The following is a 26,108-nucleotide window of genomic DNA, read 5'->3' on the forward strand; positions in this document are numbered from 1 at the left end:
AACAACAGCCACCTTGGCACAAATATTTTGCAATATTCTTTTGAAAAGTGAGAGACATAACTAGTCTCACAATTTAAAAAACGTGAAATCGAATATTTCCGATTTCACGTTTTCATTTATAGAGCAAGTCCATAAACTTTCTACTTTAGTTGTTTGAAGAGGAGGTGGCGACTACTGCAGGAATAGCGTGAGAGTAAAAGCCTAAGCAGGAGCAAGCCGAGGAGATTGAAGCTTCGCCCCCTGCAACTCGAAAACAATTACAGATCACTGGAATAGAAGCTCCGAAAACTTTACCAGGTCGTAAAATGTTCGAGGCTGTTTCTTTTCGGAGAGTGTTGTCCGTACCCCAATAGTTAACCTCTATATTTAATAGCTAATCCCTTTAAGAAATTCCGGGCAAATTTATCGCCACATTCTTTATAGTTACGGTGGCCTTCCTTGCGTAGGATGGCACTTAGTTCGCTTTTCGTGATAGCCACTCTAGCTTCCTCCAAGATATCAATCATGTCCTCACTTGTTAAAGCAAGTGCAATCTTTACTTTTTTTAGAAGCATGTTATTAACACTTTCTGTACTACCAGATGTAGAGGGAGGGGCCACTGGTTGTCCTGGCTTTGGCTCCTGGGGTCCTCTTTTAAAAGTAATAAGACCATTTAAAAAGGCTTCTAACGTTTTATTGTTGCACTTGATTTGATTGTCATCATCCTCAATATCATCTTCATATTCATTATCAAAGTGATCCTTGGATTTAGTTAAAAGCTTCAACACATCTTCTTTTGAAATTTCTATACCACCAAGCTTAAAGATTTCTACCATTTCTTTGTTTTTGATATCTAAAGCGTATCGCAAACGTATTAATATGTCGTTATTTTCCATTTTATATGAATCCTCCTAGCAATATCAAAATACATCCTCAGTTATGTAATAGCCTTCCCGGTAAAGGGATAAACGATTAGAAGAAAATCCGAAAATCATTCAGATTCTCGGATCCTTCTTACATAATGTGCAATTATTTAAGTGTAAGTAGTGTAACTACTTCAATATGGGCTGTTTGAGGGAACATGTCCACGGGCTGCATATATTGAACATCATAAAGCTTCGTTAGCTCCTGCAGATCCTTTGCAAGAGTTGAAGGGTTACAGGAAGTATAAACAAAGCGTTTTGGTTTTATCTCTAATACTGTTTTTAGTAGCTCCTCGTCTAAACCAGTTCTAGGAGGATCTACTGTTAGCACATCAGGTACAAAGCCTTCACTCTGCCATTGCTTCAACCATTTCTTTGCAGTGCCATGAACATACTTTGTATTATCAAAGCCGTTGCGTTTCGCATTTTTCTTAGCGTCCTTAATAGACTCTTCGATAATATCCATACCACGAACCTCTTTAGCATTTTTAGCTAACCAAAGTCCGATTGTCCCGACACCACAATAAGCATCAACGACAGTTTCCTTACCAGTTAATTTGGCTGCCTTTTCAATTTCATCATATAAATGCTCAGTTTGTTCCGGATTTAGCTGGAAGAAGGCGCGAGCCGATAGGTCAAAAGCTAATTCTCCAAGCTTCTCATGAATAATTTCTTTTCCAAATAAATTAAAAGTTGTGTCACCGAATACTAACGATGTTTTTCCAGGATTAATATTTTGGCTAATAGATACGATATTAGAATCGATTTTACGAATCATTTGTACAAGGTCTTCTTTGTTGGGCATTTTCTTTTGTGTTGTAACTAATGTTACTTGAATTTGTCCAGTTTTCATCCCAGTTCTCACAACAATAGTACGAACAATACCTTGAGGATTTTTCTCGTCATATATAGGTATTTTAAGCTCTTTTAAGTAGGCTTTAATTTCATTTGTAATCTTAGTGGTAGCAGGATGTTGAACCATACATTCATTAATATCAATTAACTTGTTAGATCCTTCTGCATATAAACCAGCAATTACATCATTACCAAGCTGTCTTGTTTGGAATTGGCTTTTGTTTCGATACAGCCATGGATTTTCCATTCCAAGTGTAGGTTTTACCTCAATTGACATAGCAAGGTCTTTCACATAACGTTCAAGGGCTTGAATGACTATGTCTCTTTTTTCAATTAGCTCTCGCTCATAGGTCATATGTTGAAGCTGGCAACCTCCACATGCCTCATAAACAGGGCATGGTGGTTTTACTCTGTCTGGAGAAGCTTGACGAATTTTTTTTATCGTTGCTTCCGCATACTTTGGATTTACAGTAGTTACTTCAGCAGTTACTACCTCTCCAGGAAGTGCTCCCTTAACGAATACTACATTTCGTTTAAAGAAGCCAACTCCTTCTCCATTAATCCCAAGTCTTTTTATAGTAAGTGGAAATTGTTGTCCCACCTGTATTGCTGTTTGTTCTTTCATTATTTCCTTCACGTCCTTTATCAACCAATAAAACAGTATAACTTTTTTATGGGGTTGGTTGCAAGCAAAAGGTGCCAGTTAAAAAACTGGCACCTTAGTTACATTATATCTATTATAAAGGAAATTACTGTGGAAGAGAATACTCAGGTATATCCAATTTGGATATATTGAGGTCATTGATCTTTCCAAAGGAATATCCGCGTTTTTTCGCTTCTTTGATAAATGCCGGAAGACCCTCAGCATTGTCAGGTGAAACCGTGTGCATAAGAATAATAGCGCCAGGATGGATTTGTGTAATAAGCTCGTTATAAGCATATTGTCCACCCTTTTTTTGATCCCTATGCCAGTCGATAAAAGCAACAGACCAGAAAAAATGCTGGTGACCAATTTCGTTTGCAGCTGCTAGCACATCTTCATCAAAGATTCCTTCCGGTGGTCTCGTGACAGTTGTTCTTTCTAAAGAAGTGAGCTCCTTTAGTCGGTTATCAAATTTTTGTAATTCCTTTTTTATTTCATCCTTTGACAGCTTAGCTAGGTTTGGATGTCCATAGGAATGGTTACCTATTTGATGTCCGTCTTCAATCATCCGTTTTACTAGTGGTGTGGCACTTTCGAGGTAATGACCAGTTAAAAAGAAGGTGGCGCTAATGTTCTCTTTCTTTAATGTATCTAAAATGCTTTCCGTATAGCCGTTTTCATAGCCATTATCAAATGTCAGGTAAATAACCTTTTTGTTAGCTGGCCCTTTATAAATGGCTCCATGCTTTTCTAATAATGCATCCAGCTCTGCTCCGGCCTCTGGTGGTACCTCATCTCTGGCTTTTTTAAAACCCCAGTGAATTTCTTTTGCTTCCGCGGTAAATGGCTCATAGGAAAAGCCGAGGCTTATAATAAAGGCTGCTATAATAATTCCTATTACATGATGCTTCCACATGATTTTTGCTCCTTTTTAATATATATTTGCATAAAAAAATGCAATCAACTTAAAAGTAGATTGCACTTGGGCTTGATATTTATTCATTTTTGCTCGTTGGTTAGTTTTACTATATGAAGCAATTTCATAATTCCCTTTTAAGAAAAGGTTATATTAAAGGATAGGGTGAGCAATAAGCCATCGTCTGTAGAAATTGGCTCGATTACTGACTATATATATTAGTCAATGCGCTCGTAAGTTCTGGGTATTTAAAGGAAAAGCCATTAGCTATTAATACGTCTGGAACTACTTTTTGCCCTTCTAAGACAAGCTGACTTTTTTCACCAAGCACTAGCCTCAAAGCAAATGCAGGTACTGGGAAGTAATGAGGTTTATTTAATACTTTAGCCAATGTTTTACTAAATTCATCCATCCTTCGAGGATCTGGTGCAACTATATTAAAAGGTCCTTGAATATTATTTTCAATAGCGTAAAACAGGGAACTAGCAACATCTTGGATATGAACCCATGACATCCAATTATCTCCCTTTCCAATTGGACCACCTACAAACATTTTATAAGGTAATGCCATTAAGGGAAGTGCTCCTTCTTTTCTATCTAATATAATCCCAAATCGACCTAAAGCCACGCGGACTCCAAGCTGCTCTGCAGTTAATGCCTTTTGCTCCCAATCTGCAACTGTTTTGGCTAGAATATCATGACCCTGTTGTGTTGATTGTTCATTATAAACTTCTGTATTGGAAGCTGGATAAATTCCAATAGCACTTGCATTGATCAAAACTTCGGGTTTTTTCTTTAATACTTGTATAATACGTATGACTTCATCAGTAGCTTCCATCCTACTAGCATAAATTTTTGCTTTTTGCTTTTCTGTCCATCTACCGTTGTTTATAGATTCTCCAGCAAGATTTACTATTGCATCAATACCTTCTAAATATACCTCAGGTTTAGAATCATTTGTAAGCCAGTTAATATAAGTAACATTGTTTGCTGAGTGCGAGCTCGACCGTGATAAAATAATAGCCTCATGTCCCTTTTGCTGCAGTAGCTCAGTCAAAGCCCTACCTACAAAACCAGTTCCACCAGTAATTGCTACTCTCATCGAAATCAGCCTCCTTAACACAATAATACCAGTTCAATCATTTATCACATATTAATTTTTACGCTATAATTAAGGAAAGCGAATGGAGAGATTAACAAAATGCCGGTTATTACAAAAATAGGACGTCAAAAAAAAAATAATGAACGGTATAATTTATATTTAGATGAAAAGTACGCCTTTAGTGTGGATGAGGCAGTACTGATAAAATATCAGCTTACAAAGGGTAAGGTAATAGAGGCCTTTACCTTAGATGAAATTGTTTTTGATGATGAAGTAAGAAAAGCATATAATAAGGCGATTAATTATTTGAGCTTTCGGATGAGAAGTGAGCATGAGGTAAAGCAAAAATTACTACAAAGTGAGTTTGGAGAAGCGGTCATTTTAGAGGCAATTCGAAAGCTATATGAGCATGGATTTTTGAATGATGCTAGCTTTACGAAGGCTTTAGTAGAAACTCAAAAGAATAGCAGTAAAAAAGGACCTGCTGCAATTAGACAGGAGCTCAAAAAGAAGGGAATAGAAAAAGAGCTTCAAGAGGAAGTGCTTGCCACTTACTCGGAGGAAGAACAAGTTTCTATTGCTAAAACACTTACAGAAAAAATTATCAATCAAAACCAAAATAAGACTCCACGCCAAATTAAACAAAAGGTCCAGGAGAATCTTCAAAGAAAAGGGTATAACTTTGGCATCATTTCTCAGGCAATCGAATCTTTTGATTTAGAGAAAAAGGAAGACGAATGGCTTGAAATAATTGCTGCACAAGGAGAAAAGATTTGGAGAAAGTATTCTGCAAAATATAGCGGCTATGATCTGAAAAATCGTGTGAAACAGGCCCTTTATGTAAAAGGATTCCCGTCAGAGCACATAGATATGTATATAGAAAATAAGGAGCTGGAATTACAAAATGAGCAATAAAAAATATAGTCAGATGACGGAGCAAGAGCTTAGAACTGAAATTGCTAACCTAAAGGAAAAAGCAAGAAAGGCTGAGCAACTAGGCATTGTTAATGAGTATGCAGTATATGAACGAAAAGCAATGATGGCTCAGTCATTTCTAACAGATGTAAATTCTATAAAACCTGGTGAAATGTATAGAATTAGCGGTGATCCTGGGATGTTTTTTCAAGTCGAATACTTAAAGGGAAAATTTGCTTGGGGCTACCGTTTAGGTGGAGACAAGTACGAGGAAGCATTACCAATTTCTATACTACAGCCGTTAGAGGAGGGAAAATAATATGGAAACTAAAATAAATGAACTAACAGAGTTATTACTTGAAAAAAACGACAAGCTTTCCTTTGAAAAGGCAAGAGCATGGATTGAATTACTTTGGTCTGACTTTGAATCATCCTATGCACGTGCAGGCTATGAATATAAAGGTGCTGCAGTAACAGAGATGGTTATTAAAAAGTGGATAGATGGATATGGTGAACAACTACACGAGTTTGCGGGTACTAACGAAAAGTACAAGCATTTATTGGAAACAGACTAAACGCTAGGAATTTAAATTCCTAGCGTCTCTGTTTAATGTGGTAAAAAGTCTAATTTTTTTCTTAGCTTATCTTCGCTGAAAATCCAACCAGTGTAAGAGTTGATGATATTAAGGTCTTCATCCAAATGTACAACTGCTACAAAAGGATAGTAATCATTACTTCTGTAACGCAGATCGATTAACCGAACCTCATGGATATGATCGAATTGAGTTATTTCCCATCTGTAAATAGGGGAGAACGAAGTAAAGGCACTTAGGTTTGTATCCTTTAAGGCAGCTTTTACTAAAGGAGAGTCTGGAATTTCCTCTCGTTCAAACTTGTCGTATATCGTTATGGAACGCCCGTATGCTCGGCCAACGTAATGATGCGTCTCGGAGCTTGCGGCAATCCTCCATTGAAAGAACTTAATAGTTGGAGCCACAATAATTTCTGTGGTATCCGGAATTGTTTTTCTCACGCTATTTTTAACCGCACTTTGGACTGCAAAGCGTAGTATATAATAAATGGCGATAATAGCGTACATGGTTAGGAATGTAGGCACTGGGTTAAAGCCAAACATCCATAGTAATAATCCTAATACATGAAAGCCAAAGATAATCGGATCAAATGTATTGATGACACCTAGTGCAACCCATTTCTTAGAGAAGGGTCGTAATGCCTGGGTACCATAGGAATTAAATATATCCACGAAAACATGAAGAAATACTGCTAAAAATGTCCAAAGCCAAAGATGAAGCCAATTCACCTCTGGAATAATTAGCCACAATACTCCAGATATAAGTAACGGCCATAGTAAAACGGCTGGAATAGAATGAGTTATACCACGATGATGACGTATGTAAATGGCATTATTTTTTAATTTTAGAACAGTATCTATATCAGGGGCTTGGGAACCAATGATAGTACCTGCAATAACAGCAGTAGTAGTCAAAGAACTACTTGTAACGACAGGATCTGCCATTGCCAAACCACCAAGTGCAATACCCATGACTATATGTGTGCCTGTATCCATGTGTGACCAGCTCCTTTTAAGGAAACAAGTTATCTTAATCATAAGATAAAGTATATAAATTAACAAAGCATTATTAGTGTTATACCCTATTATCTCATACAATAATCGCCAGAAAGGATTCTAACTGTGAACGAATTATACAATAAGCAAATGAGCGAGGCATTAGTTTCCTGGTTTTTAGAAGAAAAACGTGATTTACCGTGGAGAAAAACCACGGATCCCTATAAAATTTGGGTTTCCGAAGTAATGCTTCAGCAAACAAAAGTTGATACGGTTATCCCTTATTATGAGAGATTTATCTCTAAATATCCCTCACTTGAATCTCTAGCAGAAGCCAATGAAGGAGAATTACTAAAAGAGTGGGAAGGCCTGGGTTATTATTCTAGAGCACGGAACCTTCAAGCTGGAGTAAAAGAAGTTGTAGAACAATACGATAGCATCATACCGAACAACCGAAAGGAAATATCTAAGCTAAGAGGCGTTGGACCATACACGGCTGGAGCGGTGCTAAGTATTGCTTATGGTGTTCCAGAGCATGCTGTAGACGGGAATGTCATGAGAGTATTATCTCGGATTTTACTGATAAAAGAGGATATTGCTAAACCAAAGACGAAAAAGATATTTGAAGATGCCGTGATGAGCTTGATGTATGAGGAAAATCCCTCTGCCTTTAACCAAGGTTTAATGGAACTTGGTGCTATTATATGCACTCCAAAAAAGCCGAAATGTTTACTTTGTCCAGTAAGAGAATTTTGTTCAGCATTTTATGAAGGAGTTCAAGAAGAGCTTCCGGTAAAAACGATTAACAAAAAGACAAAATTACATAAAATGAAGGCAATAGTAATCCAACGAGATGACGGTAAGATTCTTTTAGAGAAGCGACCTTCTAAAGGTTTACTTGCTAATATGTGGCAATTTCCAATGGTTGAGCTTCCAACAGCGACTCACACTGTTGAAGAGGTAGTGGAGCTGGACTATGGAATAGAAATTCAAAAAGGAAATGAATTACTTTCTTTTAAGCATGTTTTTTCCCATCTAGTATGGGAAGTTGAAAGTTTTGAAGCAAAGCTTATAAATGAAAAAAAATTATCCTTGAATAGCCAGTGGTATTCTATAGAAGAAGTGAACAATCAACCTATGCCTATTCCAGTATTAAAAATATGGAATGCGTGGAAGGAAAGGAAGAACATCACATGACAAATCCAGTAGCATTAGTAACAGGCAGTAGCAGAGGACTAGGAAAAGCAATTGCCATTGAGCTTGCAAAAAGTGGTTATGATATTGTAGTGAACTATGCTCGCAGTAAAACGGCTGCATTAGAGACGGTTTCAGAAATAGAGGCATTAGGACAAAAAGCTTTACTTGTTCGTGCAAATGTTGGTGATGTAGAAAAGCTTCGAGCAATGTTTCAAACGATAAAAGAGGAGTTCGGTCGTTTAGATATTTTCGTCAGTAATGCTGCATCTGGTGTTCTTCGACCAATCATGGAGCTAGAGGAGTCTCATTGGGACTGGACGATGAACATTAACGCAAAAGCAATGCTTTTTGGAGCACAGGAAGCGGCAAAGCTAATGCCGAGTGGCGGGAAGATATTAGGCATCAGTTCATTAGGGTCTATTCGATATTTGGAAAACTATACGACAGTAGGAGTTTCTAAAGCTGCTATTGAATCCATTACAAGATATTTGGCGGTAGAGCTAGCAGAAAAAGGGATTGCCGTTAATACTGTTTCTGGTGGAGCATTAGATACTGATGCTTTAAAGCATTTCCCAAATAGAGAACAATTATTAGAGGATGCGCGTATAAATACTCCGGCAGGACGAATGGTTGAAATTGAGGATATGGTAAAAACAGCTATGTTCCTGCTTTCAGATGATGCCAGCATGATCCGAGGACAAACTATCATTGTAGATGGCGGCCGTTCGATTAAAATGTAGTTTTATATTAAGAGTAAATATTTTTAGAAAAAAGAACAGTAAACCATTTTTTCCGCGCATCTAGCGGACGCTTTTCGCGGGGTGAGCGATAAGCCATCACCCATCGCTTACGCGCGTGGTTGTGATGTCTTATCTGTCTCACTCATCCCGCCGAAGTCGCCGCCTGCCGCTCCAAAAAAGATTGTGTGGAATTAACTATACAAATGAGTATTGAATAGTTACCTGCTTCACTTCACGTTTTTCTCATTAATTCAGTAAGTAGGGCGATAAGTCATCGCCCCAGCAAATCATTAGACAAAGGATTTATGGAAAAGAAAAAAATAACTAAAGTCTAATTTAAATTAATATTTATTAATATGGGAACAAGACCTGCGCTTCAATAAATGATTTTAAAATAAACAAATTTAATTTTATTACGAATATTATCTCCGAAAGTGCACATGATATATTTTGTACGGAGGTGAAATCCATGAAAAAGAATAACAGTCAATCATCAAACAGAAGTCAAGAATTTGCTTCAGAAACTGTAATTCGACAAGTTAAAGAGCAAAACCGTCAAGCTGAAATGAAAAAACAACAAGCAAGCGGGAAGTTTTCAAAAAGTTCTTATAACCCATCAAAATAACATGGATTCACCAAAAATCAGCGAGAGCATTTTGCTCTCGCTGATTTTTTTACTACAGTTTTTTCCTATGGATTGCTATAATATGAAAATAAGTATAATATTCAATTTTGCGCTTGATGAAAAGGTGGCTAAATCATGGCGATTCCAACAGAAGGAGAAATTATTCAAATTCACAGCTACAAGCATAATGGCCGTATCCACCGTGTCTGGCAGGAAACGATGGTTTTAAAGGGGACCAAGAATATTGTAATAGGAGCGAACGAACGAACTCTTGTAATCGAATCAGATGGAAGAACCTGGATTACTAGAGAACCGTCAATCTGTTACTTTCATGCTGAACATTGGTTTAACATTATTTGTATGCTAAGAGAAGACGGTGTGTATTATTACATTAATATTAGTTCGCCATTTGTCTATAACAATAAAATTTTGAAATATATTGATTATGATCTAGATGTGAAGGTTTTCCCAGACATGACCTACACAATTTTGGATGAAGATGAATACGAACAGCACAAAAGGGAAATGAATTATCCAGATGAAATGGATTCTATTCTTGATCGAAATATAGAAAAACTTATTTCTTGGATTAAACAAAGAAGAGGTCCATTTGCCCCGGACTTTATCGAGGCTTGGACAAGTCGTTATCATTTTTATAAACAGCTGAACGAGTAGTAGGAGAACCTGTTGAATTTGCAACAGGTTCTTCCGTTTTAAGAAAGGAAGTAGTTTTATGAGCACCATGAAAAGATATATGGAATTCGTAAAACCTTATAATTGGCAAATCTTTTTGACGATTATTATAGGGGTTATTAAATTCGCAATTCCATTGTTTATACCCATTCTGATTAAAATTGTCGTAGATGATATTATCGGTGGGGATATGGCAACAGATGAAAAAATTCAACAACTTGTTTATTGGTTAGGTGGAACCGCATTAGTGTTTCTAATCGTTCGACCGCCAATTGAGTATTATCGACAATATTTAGCACAATTAGTCAGTAATAAAATTTTGTATGATATCCGTCAAAAGCTATACATACATCTTCAAAAGCTAAGCTTAAAGTATTATTCAAACACGCGAGCTGGAGAGGTCATTTCTCGTGTCATCAATGACGTAGAGCAAACGAAAAATTTTGTCATGATTGGCTTGATGAATGTTTGGCTCGACTTAGCTACAATTCTTATAGCTATTGGAATAATGCTTACGATGAATGTAAAACTTACACTTGTAACTTTAATCGCATTCCCATTTTACGCATTCAGTGTAAAGTACTTTTTCGGAAAGCTTCGAGACTTAACTAGAAAGAGATCGCAAGCATTAGCAGGAGTACAAAGCTATCTTCATGAACGTGTACAGGGGATGAGTATTATTAAAACCTTTACACTGGAAAAGCATGAACAAAAGCTATTTAATGAGACGAACGGAGAATTTCTGGACAAGGCCGTGGATCAAACAATATGGAATGCAAAAGCGTTTGCGGTCGTTAATACAATTACCGATATAGCACCACTGTTAGTTATTGCCTACGCAGGATATGAAGCAATTCATGGAAGACTATCTGTTGGGACAATGGCTGCTTTCATCGCCTACATAGAGCGATTATATAGCCCTTTAAGACGATTAGTTAATTCATCCACTACATTAACGCAATCTTTCGCGTCGATGGACAGGGTATTTGAGCTGATGGATGAAAAATACGATATTATCGATAAGCCTGGTGCGAAAAATTTAGGAAATACTTTTGGGGAAGTTACCTTTTCAAATGTCTCCTTCCAATATGAAAAAGGTGGACAAACAATCCTTAACAATATAAATCTCCAAGTCAATAGTGGAGAAACAGTTGCTTTTGTAGGTATGAGTGGTGGAGGGAAATCCACCATCATTAGTTTGATTCCCCGCTTCTATGATGTATCTGATGGCAGTGTGAAAATTGACGGCAAAGATGTTCGCGATGTAACGATTGAATCACTGAGACAACAAATAGGAATTGTGCTTCAAGATAATATTTTGTTTAGTGACTCAGTCAAATCGAATATTTTAATGGGTAAACCAGGAGCTAGTGATGAAGAAGTAATAGAGGCTGCAAAAGCAGCTAATGCACACGATTTCATTATGGAGCTACCTGAAGGATATGAAACAAAGGTTGGGGAGCGGGGAGTTAAGCTCTCTGGAGGTCAAAAGCAACGTGTAGCAATAGCACGTGTATTTTTGAAAAATCCTACAATATTAGTTCTAGATGAGGCTACTTCAGCATTAGATTTAGAAAGCGAATCATTAATCCAAGATTCCTTGGAGCGTTTAGCTCAAAATCGGACAACGATTATTGTAGCGCATAGACTTTCCACTATAACGCATGCAGATAAAATATGTGTAATAGAAAATGGAGAGCTAGCAGAAGAAGGTTCTCATTCTGAACTCATGAAGAGTAAAGGTGTATATTATAATTTATTTCAAATACAACAACTAGATACTGTGGACTAACACACACACCCTATAAGGCGATTCTGTTCTTATTGGGTGTTTTTATTTACCTATTTTACAAAAAGTTGAAATATGACAAATGTTTCAAAAAATATAAAAAGTATTGCATAAAAAGTATGTATGTGTAAAATATCAATATGAACAAATATAAAGAAAATTTTAAATAATCTTGTAAAAAAGGAGAATTATCATGGAACAAGGAAAAAAAGTGCTAGAAGTAAAAGGGCTTCAAACTTCCTTTTTTACAGATGATGGTGTCATTCCATCTGTCGATTATGTAGATTTCCATGTTAGAGAAGGGGAAATTTTAGGCATCGTTGGCGAATCGGGCTGTGGTAAAAGTGTTACCTCTCTATCTATCATGGGGCTAGTTCCTAGTCCACCGGGAAAAATCACCAATGGAGAAATCCTATTTAAAGGTAAGGATTTAACAACCTTCTCGGAAAAAGAGATGCGGAAAATAAGAGGAAATGAGATTGCAATGATCTTTCAGGAGCCAATGACCTCTTTAAATCCATTATTTACAATTGGTAATCAGCTGATAGAAGCAATAACCCTACATAAAAAGGATTGGAGCAAGAAGCAGGCTAAGGATAGAGCGATTGAGATGCTAAAGCTTGTTGGACTTCCGAGAGCAGAGGCACTCATGAAGGATTACCCACACCAGCTCTCTGGAGGGATGCGTCAGAGAGTCATGATTGCGATGGCCCTTGTATGTGACCCAGAAGTATTGATAGCTGATGAGCCAACGACGGCATTGGATGTAACCATTCAAGCTCAAATTCTAAAGCTAATGAGAGATTTGAATAAAAGGTTAAACACAGCATTGCTCTTAATCACTCATGATCTTGGAGTAGTAGCAGAGACATGCGAACGAGTAGTGGTCATGTACGCAGGTAAAGTAGTAGAAGAAGGACTAGTGGAAACCATCTTTAAAGATGCACAACACCCCTATACTAAAGGACTGCTTGCGTCAGTTCCTGACATGAGATATAAAAAGCAACGATTATATTCCATCCCAGGCAATGTGCCGAAGCCTGGAACTATAACAACAGGCTGTCGTTTTGCAGCTAGATGTGAATTTGCATTCGAACGCTGTGTTCAGGAAAATCCTCCTCTGTATGAAACATCGGAGGGACATAAAACTAGATGTTTCTTATATGATTCAAAGGAGGTAACAGATTATGACAGAGCCGCTGTTAAAAGTTGATGGACTGAAAAAGTACTTTCCCATTCGTTCCGGTTTGTTGTCAAAAAAAGTCGGCTATGTTAAAGCAGTAGACGATATTTCTTTCTTTGTAAACGAGGGAGAAACTCTAGGGATAGTTGGAGAATCTGGCTGTGGTAAATCTACTACAGGAAGAATGCTTATGAGATTACTAGAACCTACAGAAGGTAAAGTGACCTTTGAAGGGAAAGAATTAACGTCAATCTCTGACTCTGCTATGCGTAAGGTTAGAAGAGATATCCAAATGGTGTTTCAGGATCCTTATGCATCATTAAATCCTCGGCACACGGTTGAGAAAATTTTGATGGAGCCACTGATTGTTCATCAAATTGGAGATCCAAAAACTCGCAAACAAAAGGTTCATGACTTTTTAGAGATTGTAGGATTGAGCAGCTATCATGCAAAACGATATCCTCACCAGTTCAGCGGAGGGCAAAGGCAGCGTATTGGTATTGCGAGAGCTCTTATGACTAATCCAAAGCTGATTATAGCAGACGAGCCAGTTTCAGCACTTGATGTATCTATTCAAGCTCAAGTTTTAAATCTGATGCAGGACTTGCAAAAAGAATTGAAACTAACCTATATATTTATCGCTCATGACCTGGGGGTAGTACGCCACATCAGCGACCGGGTTGGAGTTATGTACTTAGGGAGAATGGTTGAGCTTGCACCTAGTGAAAGTTTATATGCGGAGCCGCTCCATCCATATACAAAAGCACTTCTTTCTGCTGTGCCAGTACCAGATCCACAATTTCAAAGGGAGCAAATTATTTTAGAGGGAGATATCCCAAGCCCTTCTAACCCACCTACAGGTTGTACATTCCATACACGTTGTCCTTTTAAAATGGATGTATGTACAACCGTTAAACCGAAGCTTGAGGAAGTTAAGAACAGTCATTTTGTTGCCTGCCATCTATATAACGAGGCAGTACAGCATTGATAATATAAATTTGGAGGGGTCCATGTGAGAAAAAAGAAATTATTGTCATTTATGTTTTTAATGATACTTGCTGCATTTACAATCGTTGCTTGTTCAAGTGATGAATCTGATGGAGATAAAAAAGGAGAATCGTCATCATCAGAGAATAAAACATTAGTATTTGGTCGTGGAGGAGACTCCGTTTCTCTAGATCCAGCTACAGTTACAGATGGTGAATCTTTCAAGGTAACACAAAACCTTTTCGAGACACTATTAAACTTTGGCGAGGAAGATACTACAATTCAGCCAGGACTCGCTAAAGAGTGGGAACCGTCTGATGACGGATTAACGTATACATTTACTTTAGAAGAAGGAATTAAGTTCCATGACGGAACAGACTTTAATGCTGAGGCAGTCGTGAAAAACTTTGAACGCTGGGCTAATGGATCAGAGGAAAAATTCTATTACTACGGTTCTATGTTCGGAGGTTATGCTGGTGACGAAGGACACGTAATTGAATCTGTTACAGCTGACGGTGATTACAAAGTAGTGTTTAAGCTTAAGCGCCCTCAAGCACCTTTCTTAAAAAATATTGCTATGAGTCCATTTGGTATTGCAAGTCCAACTGCATTTGAAAAAGATGAAAAAGCATTTGGTGACAATCCAGTAGGAACTGGTCCATTCAAATTCGTAGAGTGGAAACGTAATGCAACTATTACAATCGAAAAATATGAAGATTATTGGGTAGATGGTATGCCTAAGCTTGATAAAGTCGTATTCAAAGCGATACCAGACAACGCAGGTCGCCTTAATGAGCTACTATCTGGAACTATCGACTTGGCTGATGGTGTGAACCCGTCCGATCGTTCGACAGTAGAAGGTGAGGCTGCTCTTCAATTGTATGAGCGTCCTTCTATGAATGTTGGTTACTTAGGCTTAACAACTACAAGACCTCCGTTTGACAATGTGAAAGTACGTCAAGCAATGAACTATGCAATCGATAAGCAAGCAATTGTAGATGCTTTCTTTGAAGGTGGAGCAGAGGTAGCTAAAAATCCAATTCCGTCATCTATTAGTGGATTCAATGATGAGATTCCTGGATATGAATATGATCCAGAAAAAGCAAAAGAACTTTTAGCAGAAGCAGGATTTGCAGATGGTTTTGAAATGGAGCTATGGGCAATGCCAGTTCCAAGACCATATATGCCAGATGGAGCTAAAGTTGCAGAAGCAATTAAAAATAATTTAGAAAAAGTAGGCATCAATGCTAAAATCGTTTCTTATGAGTGGGCTACTTATTTAGAAAAAGCTCGTTTAGGAGAAGCAGACGCTTTCTTACTTGGATGGACTGGTGATAATGGAGATGCAGATAACTTCCTTTATGTTTTACTAGACCAAGATAATATCGGAAGCAATAACTATACGTACTATAGTAGCGACCCATTACATGAGATTCTTATCCAAGCACAATCAGAAGTAGATGAAAACAAACGTATTGAATTATATAAACAAGCACAAGAAATAATATTTGAAGATGCACCATGGGTACCACTTGCTCACTCAACACCATTATTAGCTGGTAAAGCAGAATTGACTGGATTTACACCACATCCAACAGGTTCAGACAAACTAGGGAACGTTGAATTTAAGTAAGGAATAGAGTGGAGGGGGTCTTATGGATTCCCTCCTCTTTTAAAGATAAGGTTATTTCATATTTTAGAATAAAGAGGGTGAAGAAACATGCTTCACTATATTGGAAAGAGGCTGCTACAGCTTATACCGGTATTGCTTGGTATGACTTTTTTAGTTTTTATGATTATACGTGCAATTCCTGGTGATCCAGCACAGGTTATTTTAGGACAATTAGCTTCTAAGGAGGCAATTGAGTCACTAAGAGCAAGCCTAGGCTTAGATAATCCTTGGTACGTGCAATATTTTGATTACTTATTTGGATTACTTCAAGGAGATCTTGGGGAGTCGATGCGAACTGTTCAGCCAGTAGCTACCGAAATTTGGCCATACCTTGCTGCTACGTTTGAGCTAGCTTTCTTCGCTATCCTAATAGCTGTTGTAATAGGAGTAAATGCAGGAATTATATCTGCATGGTTTCAAAATTCATGGTTCGATTACTTAGCGATGGTAATAGCTTTGATAGGTGTGTCCATGCCAATCTTTTGGTTAGGGCTGATGGAGCAATGGGTTTTTTCTGTAGAATTACAGTGGCTTCCACCAGGTGGAAGAGACGATGCAAGAGATCCAGTTTCGGCAGTAACAAACTTATATGTGATTGATACGATTATGAATGGTCGTTTTGATCAGCTTGGTGACGTGCTTAAACATTTAATATTACCTAGCATTGCTTTGGCAACAATTCCAATGGCCATTATCGCTCGTATGACAAGATCTAGTATGCTTGAAGTTATGAGAGCAGATTATGTACGAACAGCAAGAGCTAAAGGACAAAAAATGTTTTGGGTAGTATACAAGCATTCATTGAAAAATGCTATCATCCCAGTTTTAACAGTAGTGGGGCTTCAAATGGGATTACTTTTAGGAGGCGCTATTTTAACTGAAACTATCTTTGGATGGCCAGGAATTGGTCGATACATTTATGATGCTATTCAGTATCGTGACTACCCCGTTATACAATCTGGAATATTAGTAGTTGCTTTTATATTCGTTATGATTAATTTATTGGTTGATATTTTATACGGATTAATTGATCCACGCATCAAGTATGACTAAAAGGAGAGATGATGATGACCCAAATGGTTCCAAAAGCACCGGATAATTTATTGGCTACCGAAAAGGACATATCAGCTGGTCCTTGGAAAGAAGCGTGGAGAGGTTTCCGTAAAAACAAAGTGGCGCTTATTGGCACTTTTATCGTATTGTTCTTTATAGTAGTAGCGTTAATAGGACCTTTTCTAGTCCCGCAGGGCATTGATGAACAATCTATTTCAGACAAAAGACTCCTACCGCCGTCTAGCCAGTATTGGTTTGGCACAGATGATTTTGGTAGAGATATTTTTTCACGAATCGTCCATGGGGCAAGAATTTCTTTATGGGTAGGCTTTTTCTCTGTAATTGGTTCTGTCATTGTAGGGAGTATATTGGGGATTATAGCGGGCTATTATGGAAAATGGGTTGATATGATTATATCTCGCCTATTTGATATTCTTCTTGCTTTTCCAAGTATTCTATTAGCAATTGCAGTCGTGTCTGTGCTAGGACCATCTCTGCAAAATGCTTTAATTGCGATAGCAATTATCAACATCCCTAACTTTGGACGTTTGATAAGATCAAAAGTGTTAAGTATAAAAGAAGAGGAATACATAACCTCCGCCAAGGCAATTGGTATGAAGGATGTTCGTATCCTTTTTTCGCACATCTTACCTAACTCTATGGCACCTGTAATCGTAGCAGGCACATTGGCCATAGCATCGGCTATTATAGAAGCTGCTGCATTAGGATTTCTTGGATTAGGGGCCCAGGCTCCAACTCCAGAATGGGGTAAAATGCTGGCGGATGCTCGAAATCACCTAAGAACTGCTCCGTGGACAATGATTTTCCCTGGGCTTGCAATCATGCTGACAGTTTTAGGCTTTAACCTGATGGGCGATGGGCTTCGAGATGCACTGGATCCTCGGATGAAAAATTAAGATAGAAACAAAGCTCCAAAAATAAAAAGTGAAATCGTTTAGGCGATTTCACTTTTTTTGACGAACATGGCGAGTATACCTAAAGAAAGAGAAATCTGAAATAGAGCCTTTTAATGAATGAAACCCTGAGCATTCACATTATGTAAATGTTCAGGGTTTCATTTTTTCTGTGAGTCTTAATCGATTTAGTATGTTTCTTCAATTTGAACGGTTAATTCATTACTATGGAAGTTCTGATACGAGGTAATCAGTCTATCCACATGCTCCAGCTGTTCCTCATACTTTAATATAGAGGATAGTAGATGGAGAAGGTGGTAGGTAGAAAATTCCTCATCTATTTGTGTTATCGCAATCTGCTGAACAAAAATATTCATAACCTCTTGCCTTTGGATAAATGCGTCGGGACCATGCAGCTCTGTATGGTCTGTTTTTAGCTTACCAATAAACTTGAGGTGGAGCTGTTCATGGTAAGTTAAAAGCAGATCAAGTCTTTCCGTGATCATCATTCTAAAATGCTCAGGAAGATCATTTAGTTCATTTTCATGAAGGTGTAATCTATTCAATACTTCTAGGCTATTATGGGAGATTTCGATAAGCTCTCGGTAAACGACGGCTTTTCTGCCCTTTGAATGGGTAGCCTTTTTGGTATAAACTCTTTCCTCTTTAAAAAAGGAGTATATTTGGTCAATACGTTCTAATCTATCCTTCAGCTGCGTAATAGCTTGTTTGGTAGACTGATGGTCACCAGCATTTCTAGAGGCAATCCGAATCCATCTAATTATTTCGTCCTGTGTATAATGGATGGAGTTAAAAAGCTTTGTCTCAAACTTAGGTGGGATAAATACAAGATTTACGATAAAGGCCGAAATCACTCCAACAAGAATCGTGCAAAAACGAATTAATGCAAAGGTTAAAAACTCGTCGCTTTGAATCTCCATAATAGCTATTACAGTTACTAATGCTAAGGAAACCGTTTTTTCTAATTTAAACTTTAGCATGATAGAAATAGCCACAATTGCTGCGAATCCAACGGCAATAATATGGTTTCCAAATACTAATGCAAACAAGACGGCGATGGCTGCTCCAATTAGATTAGACTGTATTTGTTCAATTACGGTTAAGTAAGACCTATAGATAGATGGTTGAAGTGCAAAAATAGCGGCTATTCCTGCAAAGACAGGATTAGGAAGCTGAAGTAATTCAGCTATAAATAAGGCAAATACTATAGCGACTCCAGTCTTAAAAATACGTGCTCCTAATTTCATTCCATCCTATCCCTTCGTTAACGGTTATTTCATTGAATTATTTAATTGGGCAAAAGCATAATTGACCGCTTTAATTGTCTCTACTATATCATGTTCTGTATGGGCGGTAGTAATAAACCAAGCTTCATACTTAGAAGGAGCCAAGTTAATGCCTTGTTCAAGCATAAGCTTAAAGAATTTAGCGAACATTTCACCATCACTAGCCTCTGCTTGCTCGTAGTTTTCTACTTTAACATCGGTAAAATAAACAGAAAGTGCACCTTTTATGCGATTGATTGTAATCGTAATATTATTTTCCTTAGCAGCATCCAAAATTCCTGCCTCTAACAGTGCACCTAGTCTATCTAGTTCTTCGTATAAACCAGGAGCTTGAAGTACTTCTAAACAAGCGATGCCTGCTTGCATGGACGCCGGATTACCTGCCATCGTTCCAGCCTGATAGGCAGGTCCAAGTGGTGCCACCTGCTCCATAATTTCTTTTTTGCCACCATATGCACCGATTGGAAGACCTCCACCAATAATTTTTCCTAATGCGGTTAAGTCTGGTGTGTGACCAAGTAAAGTAGATGCCGCTCCATAGTGGAATCGGAACGCAGTAATTACCTCATCATAAATCACAAGAGCTCCTTTAGCTTTAGCGATTTCATGAACTAAAGATAAAAACCCTTCATTAGGCTCCACCATTCCAAAGTTTCCTACGATTGGTTCAACTAATATACATGCTAGTTCTTCTCCCCATTTTTCCATCGCATCCTTGTAGGCTTGAGGATCATTGAACGGAATCGTGATAACCTCTTTTGCGATAGATTGTGGCACGCCTGCAGAATCTGGAGTTCCAAGAGTAGCAGGACCTGAACCTGCAGCTACTAACACTAAATCAGAGTGCCCGTGATAACAGCCAGCAAACTTCATTACCTTTGTTCTTCCGGTATATGCACGAGCTACACGTATAGTAGTCATCACTGCTTCCGTCCCTGAATTCACAAAGCGAACCTTATCCATAGAAGGGATTGCATCTTTTAGCATTTTAGCAAAAACCACTTCATGCTTTGTAGGGGTACCATATAATAGACCCGTTTGTGCTGCTTTTGTAATAGCTTCAGTTATGTGCGGGTGGGCATGACCGGTAATGATAGGGCCATAAGCTGCTAGGTAATCGATATATTTATTGCCGTCCACATCATAGAAGTATGCACCTTCCGCTCTTTCCATGACAACGGGTGCTCCGCCACCAACGGCTTTATAGGAACGTGAAGGACTATTTACCCCGCCAACTATATGTTCTAATGCTTGTACTTGAATTTGTTCAGATTGTGTATGTTTCAAATGTATTACCTCCATTATAAATGTATGTAAGATGAAAATTATAACTTGTCTATCCTAAAACTTCTAGTAATAGTTGGGTATTTTTATATTTTAGACAAAAAAGAGGAAAAAGGCTAAAGAAATTGAACATACTTATAAAGTTAGTTACGATATAACTAATTAATCGAGGAGGGATATTGATGGAAAAATTAGAAGGACTGGTTGCCCCAAAGTTTTCATTAAAAAATGAAAAGGGTGAAATTATATCGCTGGATGACTTTGCTGGAAAACAGTATGTTGTTCTGTACTTTTACCCTAAAGACTCTACACCTGGGTGTACTACAGAGGCTTGTGAATTCAGAGACGCAAATGCTGATTTTTCGGATTTAAATGCAGTTATTCTGGGAGTAAGTGCAGATGATGAGAAGGCGCACACTAAGTTTATAGAGAAGCATGGACTTCCGTTTTCATTATTAATAGATGATACTCATGAAATTTCTGAGGCTTACGGTGTTTGGAAATTGAAGAAAAACTTCGGAAAAGAATATATGGGCATCGAACGAACAACCTTTTTAATAGATCCAACCGGAACTGTTGTGAAGGAATGGAGAAAAGTTAAAGTAAAAGATCATGTAGAAGAAGTGTTACATACATTAAAATCCTTAATAAAAGATGGTGAATGATTGATGAAAGTACTTTTTTCTTTTTTACCAAAGGAAGAGCAACAGTTAAAGTTAACCAATCAGTTTCCACAAATAGATTTTATCTTTCAAAAGGGATTAAATGAAAAAGAGTTAGAAACTGCCGATATTGTTGTCACATATGGAGAAGACCTTAAAGCCTTCCATATAAACAGTGCAAAAGAGCTGAAGTGGATTATGGTTGCCTCTGCAGGCTTAGAAAAGATGCCTTTAAAGGAAATAGCAGACCGCAATATTTTACTCACAAATGTTAGAGGGATCCATAAAACTCCGATGGCTGAATCCGTTTTAGCTCATATACTTTCTATAAAGAAATCGTTGCCAGTAGTCGCAGAAAATCAACGCAATGCAAATTGGTCAAAAAGAGTTCCTTCTTCGGAGCTTTTAGGCTCGACTGCCTTAATATTAGGGCCAGGAGCAATAGGTGGAGAAGTGGGAAGATTATTGCAGGCCTTTGGGGTTAGGACAATCGGTTGTAATCGAAGTGGAAATACTGCTTCCTACATGGACGAGATGATATCTTTTGGGTCTTTAAAAGAAGTGCTACCTCAAGCAGATATAGTAGTATCTATTCTGCCAAGTACGGAGGAAACAAGAGGGCTGCTGACATATAAGCATTTTCAGTCTATGAAAGAGAGTGCTATTTTTATGAATTACGGACGCGGAGATTTAGTGAAAGAACTGGACCTATTAAAAGCACTAGAAGACAAATGCATTGCTTACGCAGTGTTAGATGTGTTCGAGCAGGAACCGTTAGAAAGTGACCATCCTTTTTGGCGTATGCCAAATGTGATTGTTTCCCCACACATTTCTAGTCATTCCTCACAATACGTAGTGAGAGCGCTTGAAATTTTCTCTAGAAATTTAGTGGCGTTTCTAAAACAAGAGAATGATATTGAGAATGTAATAGATGCTACACGAGGATACTAAAAATGTATAATACTATGTTAATAGCCGAAAAATTTGACATTAAGGACAGTTCCTCTTTATAATAATTATAAACTTATCATTTAATAATGATTATAAAGAGAGGTGCATAGCGATGACGGAAGTACATTTAAGAGACGCTTTAGATACATTGAAATCAACCGGTGTACGTATAACGCCTCAACGCCATGCGATTCTGGAATTTATTATTCAATCTATGTCCCATCCCACCGCGGACGATATATATAAAGCGCTTGAAAGTAAATTTCCTAGCATGAGCGTTGCCACAGTCTATAACAACTTACGTGTGTTTAGAGAAGCTGGCCTAGTAAAGGAATTAACATATGGTGATAATTCAAGCCGTTTTGATTTTATCACAAATGATCACTACCATATGATTTGTAACTCTTGTGGTAAAATAGTTGACTTCCATTATCCAGGATTAGATGAAGTAGAGCATCTTGCCTCTCACTTGACCGGATATGATGTTAGCTCTCACCGAATGGAGATCTACGGTACGTGTCCTACCTGTAAAGAACAAGCAACTAAAGTCCAATAAGAAAAACCGAGCGTTTATTCGCTCGGTTTTTCTTATGGTTAAATTTTAAATTGATAAATTAATTCTTCTAATTCTACTGCTTTTTGGGTTAGGTCCTGTGCTACACTGTTAATCTCCTGCATGGTTGCTGTCTGTTCCTCGACAGCCGCTGAAATCATTGTAGTTTGCGAAGAAGCTTCAATAGTTTGATTTACAATTTCAGCTACAGATGCAGCTACTTCTTCTGCGCTAGCAGCAATTTCCTCCGAGGTTGCTGAAATATCTTCAATCTGATAGGAAACTTGCTCAATTGAGGATGCAATTGATTGGAAAGAAATATTCGCTTCATTTATTACCTTTACACCTTCTTCTGTATTATGAAGACCTATTAGAACAGACTCTTCAACATTTCTTGTGTCCTTTTGAATTTCTGTAATAAGGGCTACTATCTGATTTGCTGAATACTTGGATTCCTCCGCTAGCTTCCTTACTTCATCGGCGACTACCGCAAATCCTTTCCCGTGTTCTCCTGCTCGAGCAGCTTCAATAGCTGCATTTAAGGCTAGTAAGTTTGTTTGTTCAGAAATCCCAGTAATAACCTTAGTAATATTCTCAATTTCAATAGACTTAACACTTAATTTTTTTATTAACTGATTTGTTTCGCTAGAGGAGTTATAAATTTGATTCATTTGTCCTTTTGCTGTTTTTAAAACTTCTTCACCTTTGCTAGCAAACTCTAAGGTGTTGGTTGCATTGCTCTGTAAAACCTGTGTAGCTTCAGCAATACGCTGAACTCCTGCAGCAGTTTCATCCATTGCAGTAGCACTATCTTTTGCTGATATAGATGCAATGTGGGCACCTTCAGATGTCATTTCCACTCGCTTTGCTACATCGGTAGATGCAGCGGTAACTTCTTCTGTGCTAGCTGAAAGTTCCTCGGAAACACTAGACAAATGGTTTGCATTTTCATGTAAGCTAATAATTAGATCTTTTAGATTTGCTTTCATTTTATTAAAGGACCTAGCTACATCGCCTATTTCATCCTTTACTTGATTGTTAATATCAGATGCTGTTAAGTCACCATTTGATATAATTTCAGTTGCAACTACTAGGTGTTTTAGACGGTTAGTAATAGATCTTTTTATAAATAAGGAAATACCTATTGTAAGCAAGATACTTACGACCAGTATAGCTAGTCCTATTCGAATTGTATTTTTAACGATTTCCTTAGTTTCAGCAGTAATAATCTTTAATTGATCTTTTTGATATTCATTGATTTCGAGAGCTACAGCTAATATACCCTCATTTGCAAGATGTGCTTCATTATTAACCACCTGCAATGCTCTATCCTTATTACCGGAATTTAAATTGGTCAAAACTTCATCGGCAGCATCATTAAATGCATCATTATGTTTATTAATCTCACTTAAATAGGTTTTCATAGTTTCAGATGAGGCGAGCTTATCTAATTTTAGAATAGCCTCATCAAGCAAATCTTGGTGTAGAATTAGTGCTTCTTTTGTTTGCTCAGTGTTATTTAAAATCATACTCCTTAAGTAAAGACCTTGCATACCAAGTTCTATTTGAATCTCATCTGATAAAATTTGTTGCTGAACACGGTTGTCCAATGCGTAATCAAACTTATCCTCTATAGTTAGCAATTGGAGAAGAGTGACTACTACTGAGATAAGTAGTAAAGAGAAAATAGACAGTAATGAAAAATTCAATTTCTTTCTGATAGACATATTGTTGCACTCCCTTCTTTATAACTTAAGTCTAAAGTAGGTGTGATTGTAGGTCAAATGAAATATTATTGTCTTTTTTTGATAAAAAATATTGAAGTTGCATTTTGGATAATTTGCGTAATGCTATGTATGCTCAGAGGATATTTACTCTCATAGTAGCTTGACATGGGGAATTTAAACCTTAAGTTATCTTACTTTATAGGAACTATGTTAATATAAAAAAGCACTTTGCCTAAAAGCAAAGTGCAGAAATTTATTTCTTTCTATTGTAGCTAACATCAAATTCTTCGCCTTCAAGAGTAGGATCTAATGTAAGTGGTTCTTTACAATACATACACATATCTACTCTACCTAAAACTTTCGTATGTTTTCCGCAATTGGGGCAGACTACTTGAACGGCTCTAGTAGATAGTAAACCTATCCAGCCATAAACAACTGTACTTCCTATAATAGAAAGTAACCCAAGTGTCATGAAAATAGTTACTAGGATTGGGTTTTCTCTGAAAAATATAGCGCCGTACATAATGATAAAGCCAAAGAAAATTAAGCCAAGCGCAAAGGAACGGATTCGATTTATTTTGTTTTTATAGGGTTTCATATTTTTACCTCCTAATTGTACATACACTATAACATATTTTTATATAAAGGAATGTCCTAAAAGTTTAAAGAGGAAATATCAAATAATTGTCGAAGAATAATACATAAGTTTAAAAAGGAGGCTTTCACATTGGAAGCATTGTTAAGACCTATTTATCAAGAAAGAGCAAGTGATTCAAATACTTTAGGCATCATATTGATAGAAAAAATAGAAGAGGTCAGTCCAATTACGGATACCTTTGACTCTATACTATTTATAATAACAAAAGATTCCTCTAATCCTGTTTTTACAAAGCATTATACGTATAGCGACAAAAAAGCTGCCCTGCATATAATTACAGAAAAACAAATACGAAAATGGTTTATAGTTGGAGCCAACCCTAAGCTAGTAGATTGGATGATCAACGGCCGAGTTGTTTTTGATAGAAATGAATATGTAGAAAACCTAAAAAGGGAACTACAAGAGTTTCCGATAAATGGTCGGAACGTAAGGATGGGAATTGAATTTGCTAAGTTAAGTAGAAGTTATATGCAAGCAAAGGTGTTCTTTGAGCAACTAAATTATCTAGATGCTTATACTCATATTGTAAACTCACTTCATCATTTAGCGAGATTAGCTATTATTGAAAAGGGAATGCACCCAGAGGTTATGGTGTGGAAGCAAGTAAAGCAATTAGATCCTTCTATATATAAATTGTACGATGAGCTAGTATCAAGTCGAGAAACATTAGAGAAGAGATTAGAACTATTATTTTTAGCTAGCGATTTTCTAATTCATTCTAGAACAAAGGATGGGGCACGTCATATAGTAGAAGTACTTTCTACTAAAGAGTATTGGACCATTCAAGAGATTCATGAACAAGAGGAATTGAAAAACTATTCTGTAGACCTAGAAGTATTTATAGAATTCTTAGTGGACAAAGGGTTAATTATAGTCGAAAAACAACCGACGAAAAGTAGCCATATCGAGCATAGATACTACAAAGTTAAAGGGTGAAAATGAGTCAACAAAAAACGTTTTAAAAAAATACTCGTTTTTTGTTGACATATGTATTAATTGTGCGGTATTATAATAAGCGTCGTCAAAAACGAATTAAAAAACAGCAGAAACTTAATAAAAAATGTTTTTTAAAAAACTTCTTGACTAGCCGGTTGAATGGTGATAAATTAGAGAAGTCGCAAAAAACGACAACGCAAAAATGAACATTGAAAACTGAACATGCAAAACGTTAAGACATACAGCATCAACAAGC

At 37.2% G+C, this 26,108-nt stretch carries 26 protein-coding genes; 17 read left to right on the forward strand and 9 right to left on the reverse strand.

From position 1 onward, the window contains the following. Nucleotides 1-353: 353 nt before the first annotated feature. The 4 genes from Q0371_RS10800 to Q0371_RS10815 all read right to left on the reverse strand — a co-directional run bounded on the left by Q0371_RS10800 (nt 354) and on the right by Q0371_RS10815 (nt 4,418). Complete coding sequence (locus Q0371_RS10800; RefSeq protein WP_298471006.1) at nt 354-875, reverse strand: DUF1456 family protein; 522 nt, start codon at nt 873-875, stop codon at nt 354-356. A 133-nt stretch (nt 876-1,008) separates the two neighbouring features. Continuing rightward, entirely contained in the window at nt 1,009-2,382 is a 1,374-nt protein-coding gene (gene rlmD / locus Q0371_RS10805) for a 23S rRNA (uracil(1939)-C(5))-methyltransferase RlmD (RefSeq protein WP_298471008.1), read from the reverse strand. Nucleotides 2,383-2,506: 124 nt separating this feature from the next. Then, nucleotides 2,507-3,316, reverse strand: coding sequence for a polysaccharide deacetylase family protein (locus tag Q0371_RS10810; protein ID WP_169360768.1), 810 nt, complete (start codon nt 3,314-3,316; stop codon nt 2,507-2,509). 202 nt (nt 3,317-3,518) lie between these two features. Then, nucleotides 3,519-4,418 (reverse strand): TIGR01777 family oxidoreductase, encoded by a 900-nt coding sequence (locus tag Q0371_RS10815; protein ID WP_298471011.1) that lies wholly within the window; start codon nt 4,416-4,418, stop codon nt 3,519-3,521. Between the two features lie 99 nt (nt 4,419-4,517). On the opposite strand from Q0371_RS10815, the gene recX reads away from it, so the two are divergent. Genes recX through Q0371_RS10830 form a run of 3 tightly spaced genes read left to right on the forward strand, consistent with a single transcriptional unit; the run spans nt 4,518 to nt 5,908 of the window. Continuing rightward, nucleotides 4,518-5,333, forward strand: a complete 816-nt coding sequence (gene recX, locus Q0371_RS10820) for a recombination regulator RecX (RefSeq protein WP_298471014.1) — start codon at nt 4,518-4,520, stop codon at nt 5,331-5,333. Beyond that, on the forward strand, nt 5,323-5,652 hold the full coding sequence (locus Q0371_RS10825; protein ID WP_169360765.1) for a YfhH family protein: 330 nt from the start codon (nt 5,323-5,325) through the stop codon (nt 5,650-5,652). The genes recX and Q0371_RS10825 overlap by 11 nt, the downstream gene beginning before the upstream one ends. Before the next feature lies 1 nt (nt 5,653). Further along, nucleotides 5,654-5,908 carry a YfhJ family protein gene (locus Q0371_RS10830; RefSeq protein ID WP_169360764.1) on the forward strand — a complete coding sequence of 85 codons (255 nt, stop codon included), beginning with the start codon at nt 5,654-5,656 and terminating at the stop codon, nt 5,906-5,908. A gap of 32 nt (nt 5,909-5,940) precedes the next feature. Here the strand turns inward: Q0371_RS10830 and Q0371_RS10835 are convergent, their stop codons facing one another. After that, nucleotides 5,941-6,921 (reverse strand): metal-dependent hydrolase, encoded by a 981-nt coding sequence (locus Q0371_RS10835; RefSeq protein WP_169360763.1) that lies wholly within the window; start codon nt 6,919-6,921, stop codon nt 5,941-5,943. A 150-nt stretch (nt 6,922-7,071) separates the two neighbouring features. On the opposite strand from Q0371_RS10835, the gene mutY reads away from it, so the two are divergent. From mutY to Q0371_RS10885, 10 genes are all read left to right on the forward strand, one after another. Then, nucleotides 7,072-8,118 (forward strand): A/G-specific adenine glycosylase, encoded by a 1,047-nt coding sequence (mutY, locus tag Q0371_RS10840; protein WP_298471037.1) that lies wholly within the window; start codon nt 7,072-7,074, stop codon nt 8,116-8,118. Beyond that, complete coding sequence (fabL, locus tag Q0371_RS10845; protein WP_298471018.1) at nt 8,115-8,858, forward strand: enoyl-[acyl-carrier-protein] reductase FabL; 744 nt, start codon at nt 8,115-8,117, stop codon at nt 8,856-8,858. Before mutY ends, fabL begins: the two co-directional genes overlap by 4 nt. A 460-nt stretch (nt 8,859-9,318) precedes the next feature. Then, nucleotides 9,319-9,483, forward strand: a complete 165-nt coding sequence (locus tag Q0371_RS10850) for a gamma-type small acid-soluble spore protein (RefSeq protein ID WP_298471020.1) — start codon at nt 9,319-9,321, stop codon at nt 9,481-9,483. A 135-nt stretch (nt 9,484-9,618) separates the two neighbouring features. Continuing rightward, nucleotides 9,619-10,158 (forward strand): DUF402 domain-containing protein, encoded by a 540-nt coding sequence (locus Q0371_RS10855; RefSeq protein ID WP_251556930.1) that lies wholly within the window; start codon nt 9,619-9,621, stop codon nt 10,156-10,158. Between the two features lie 58 nt (nt 10,159-10,216). Beyond that, on the forward strand, nt 10,217-11,968 hold the full coding sequence (locus Q0371_RS10860; RefSeq protein WP_298471022.1) for an ABC transporter ATP-binding protein: 1,752 nt from the start codon (nt 10,217-10,219) through the stop codon (nt 11,966-11,968). Between the two features lie 190 nt (nt 11,969-12,158). Beyond that, nucleotides 12,159-13,178, forward strand: a complete 1,020-nt coding sequence (locus tag Q0371_RS10865; protein ID WP_298471024.1) for an ABC transporter ATP-binding protein — start codon at nt 12,159-12,161, stop codon at nt 13,176-13,178. After that, nucleotides 13,153-14,136: a dipeptide ABC transporter ATP-binding protein gene (locus Q0371_RS10870; protein WP_251556934.1), complete on the forward strand. Its 984-nt coding sequence runs from the start codon at nt 13,153-13,155 to the stop codon at nt 14,134-14,136. The genes Q0371_RS10865 and Q0371_RS10870 overlap by 26 nt, the downstream gene beginning before the upstream one ends. 24 nt (nt 14,137-14,160) lie before the next feature. Beyond that, nucleotides 14,161-15,768, forward strand: a complete 1,608-nt coding sequence (locus Q0371_RS10875) for an ABC transporter substrate-binding protein (protein ID WP_251556935.1) — start codon at nt 14,161-14,163, stop codon at nt 15,766-15,768. Between the two features lie 87 nt (nt 15,769-15,855). Continuing rightward, nucleotides 15,856-16,860, forward strand: a complete 1,005-nt coding sequence (locus Q0371_RS10880; protein WP_298471028.1) for an ABC transporter permease — start codon at nt 15,856-15,858, stop codon at nt 16,858-16,860. A gap of 23 nt (nt 16,861-16,883) precedes the next feature. Then, on the forward strand, nt 16,884-17,777 hold the full coding sequence (locus Q0371_RS10885; protein WP_240949784.1) for an ABC transporter permease: 894 nt from the start codon (nt 16,884-16,886) through the stop codon (nt 17,775-17,777). Nucleotides 17,778-17,962: 185 nt separating this feature from the next. Here Q0371_RS10885 and Q0371_RS10890 read toward each other — a convergent pair whose 3' ends face one another. After that, nucleotides 17,963-19,042 carry an aromatic acid exporter family protein gene (locus tag Q0371_RS10890; protein ID WP_169360753.1) on the reverse strand — a complete coding sequence of 360 codons (1,080 nt, stop codon included), beginning with the start codon at nt 19,040-19,042 and terminating at the stop codon, nt 17,963-17,965. 24 nt (nt 19,043-19,066) lie between these two features. Then, nucleotides 19,067-20,368, reverse strand: coding sequence for a glutamate-1-semialdehyde 2,1-aminomutase (locus Q0371_RS10895; RefSeq protein WP_169360752.1), 1,302 nt, complete (start codon nt 20,366-20,368; stop codon nt 19,067-19,069). Nucleotides 20,369-20,547: 179 nt separating this feature from the next. Between Q0371_RS10895 and bcp the strand changes: the two genes are divergently transcribed. The 3 genes from bcp to perR all read left to right on the forward strand — a co-directional run bounded on the left by bcp (nt 20,548) and on the right by perR (nt 22,534). Next, the gene (gene bcp / locus Q0371_RS10900) at nt 20,548-21,030 is read left to right on the forward strand and encodes a thioredoxin-dependent thiol peroxidase (protein WP_298471030.1); all 483 of its coding nucleotides are present in this window, start codon (nt 20,548-20,550) and stop codon (nt 21,028-21,030) included. A 3-nt stretch (nt 21,031-21,033) separates the two neighbouring features. Further along, a complete protein-coding gene (locus Q0371_RS10905) occupies nt 21,034-21,978 on the forward strand; it encodes a D-2-hydroxyacid dehydrogenase (protein ID WP_298471032.1) in 945 nt (314 codons plus the stop codon). A 112-nt stretch (nt 21,979-22,090) separates the two neighbouring features. Then, nucleotides 22,091-22,534 carry a peroxide-responsive transcriptional repressor PerR gene (gene perR, locus Q0371_RS10910; RefSeq protein ID WP_169360749.1) on the forward strand — a complete coding sequence of 148 codons (444 nt, stop codon included), beginning with the start codon at nt 22,091-22,093 and terminating at the stop codon, nt 22,532-22,534. Nucleotides 22,535-22,572: 38 nt separating this feature from the next. On the opposite strand, the gene Q0371_RS10915 is transcribed toward perR, so the two are convergent. Both Q0371_RS10915 and Q0371_RS10920 read right to left on the reverse strand, forming a co-directional pair. Beyond that, nucleotides 22,573-24,258 carry a HAMP domain-containing methyl-accepting chemotaxis protein gene (locus Q0371_RS10915; protein WP_169360748.1) on the reverse strand — a complete coding sequence of 562 codons (1,686 nt, stop codon included), beginning with the start codon at nt 24,256-24,258 and terminating at the stop codon, nt 22,573-22,575. A 253-nt stretch (nt 24,259-24,511) separates the two neighbouring features. Continuing rightward, complete coding sequence (locus Q0371_RS10920; RefSeq protein WP_169360747.1) at nt 24,512-24,856, reverse strand: YgzB family protein; 345 nt, start codon at nt 24,854-24,856, stop codon at nt 24,512-24,514. A 129-nt stretch (nt 24,857-24,985) separates the two neighbouring features. On the opposite strand from Q0371_RS10920, the gene Q0371_RS10925 reads away from it, so the two are divergent. Next, complete coding sequence (locus tag Q0371_RS10925) at nt 24,986-25,852, forward strand: nucleotidyltransferase-like protein (protein WP_169360746.1); 867 nt, start codon at nt 24,986-24,988, stop codon at nt 25,850-25,852. Nucleotides 25,853-26,108 lie beyond the last annotated feature (256 nt).

The sequence above is a fragment of the uncultured Psychrobacillus sp. genome (assembly GCF_938022135.1).
Lineage (GTDB): Bacteria > Bacillota > Bacilli > Bacillales_A > Planococcaceae > Psychrobacillus.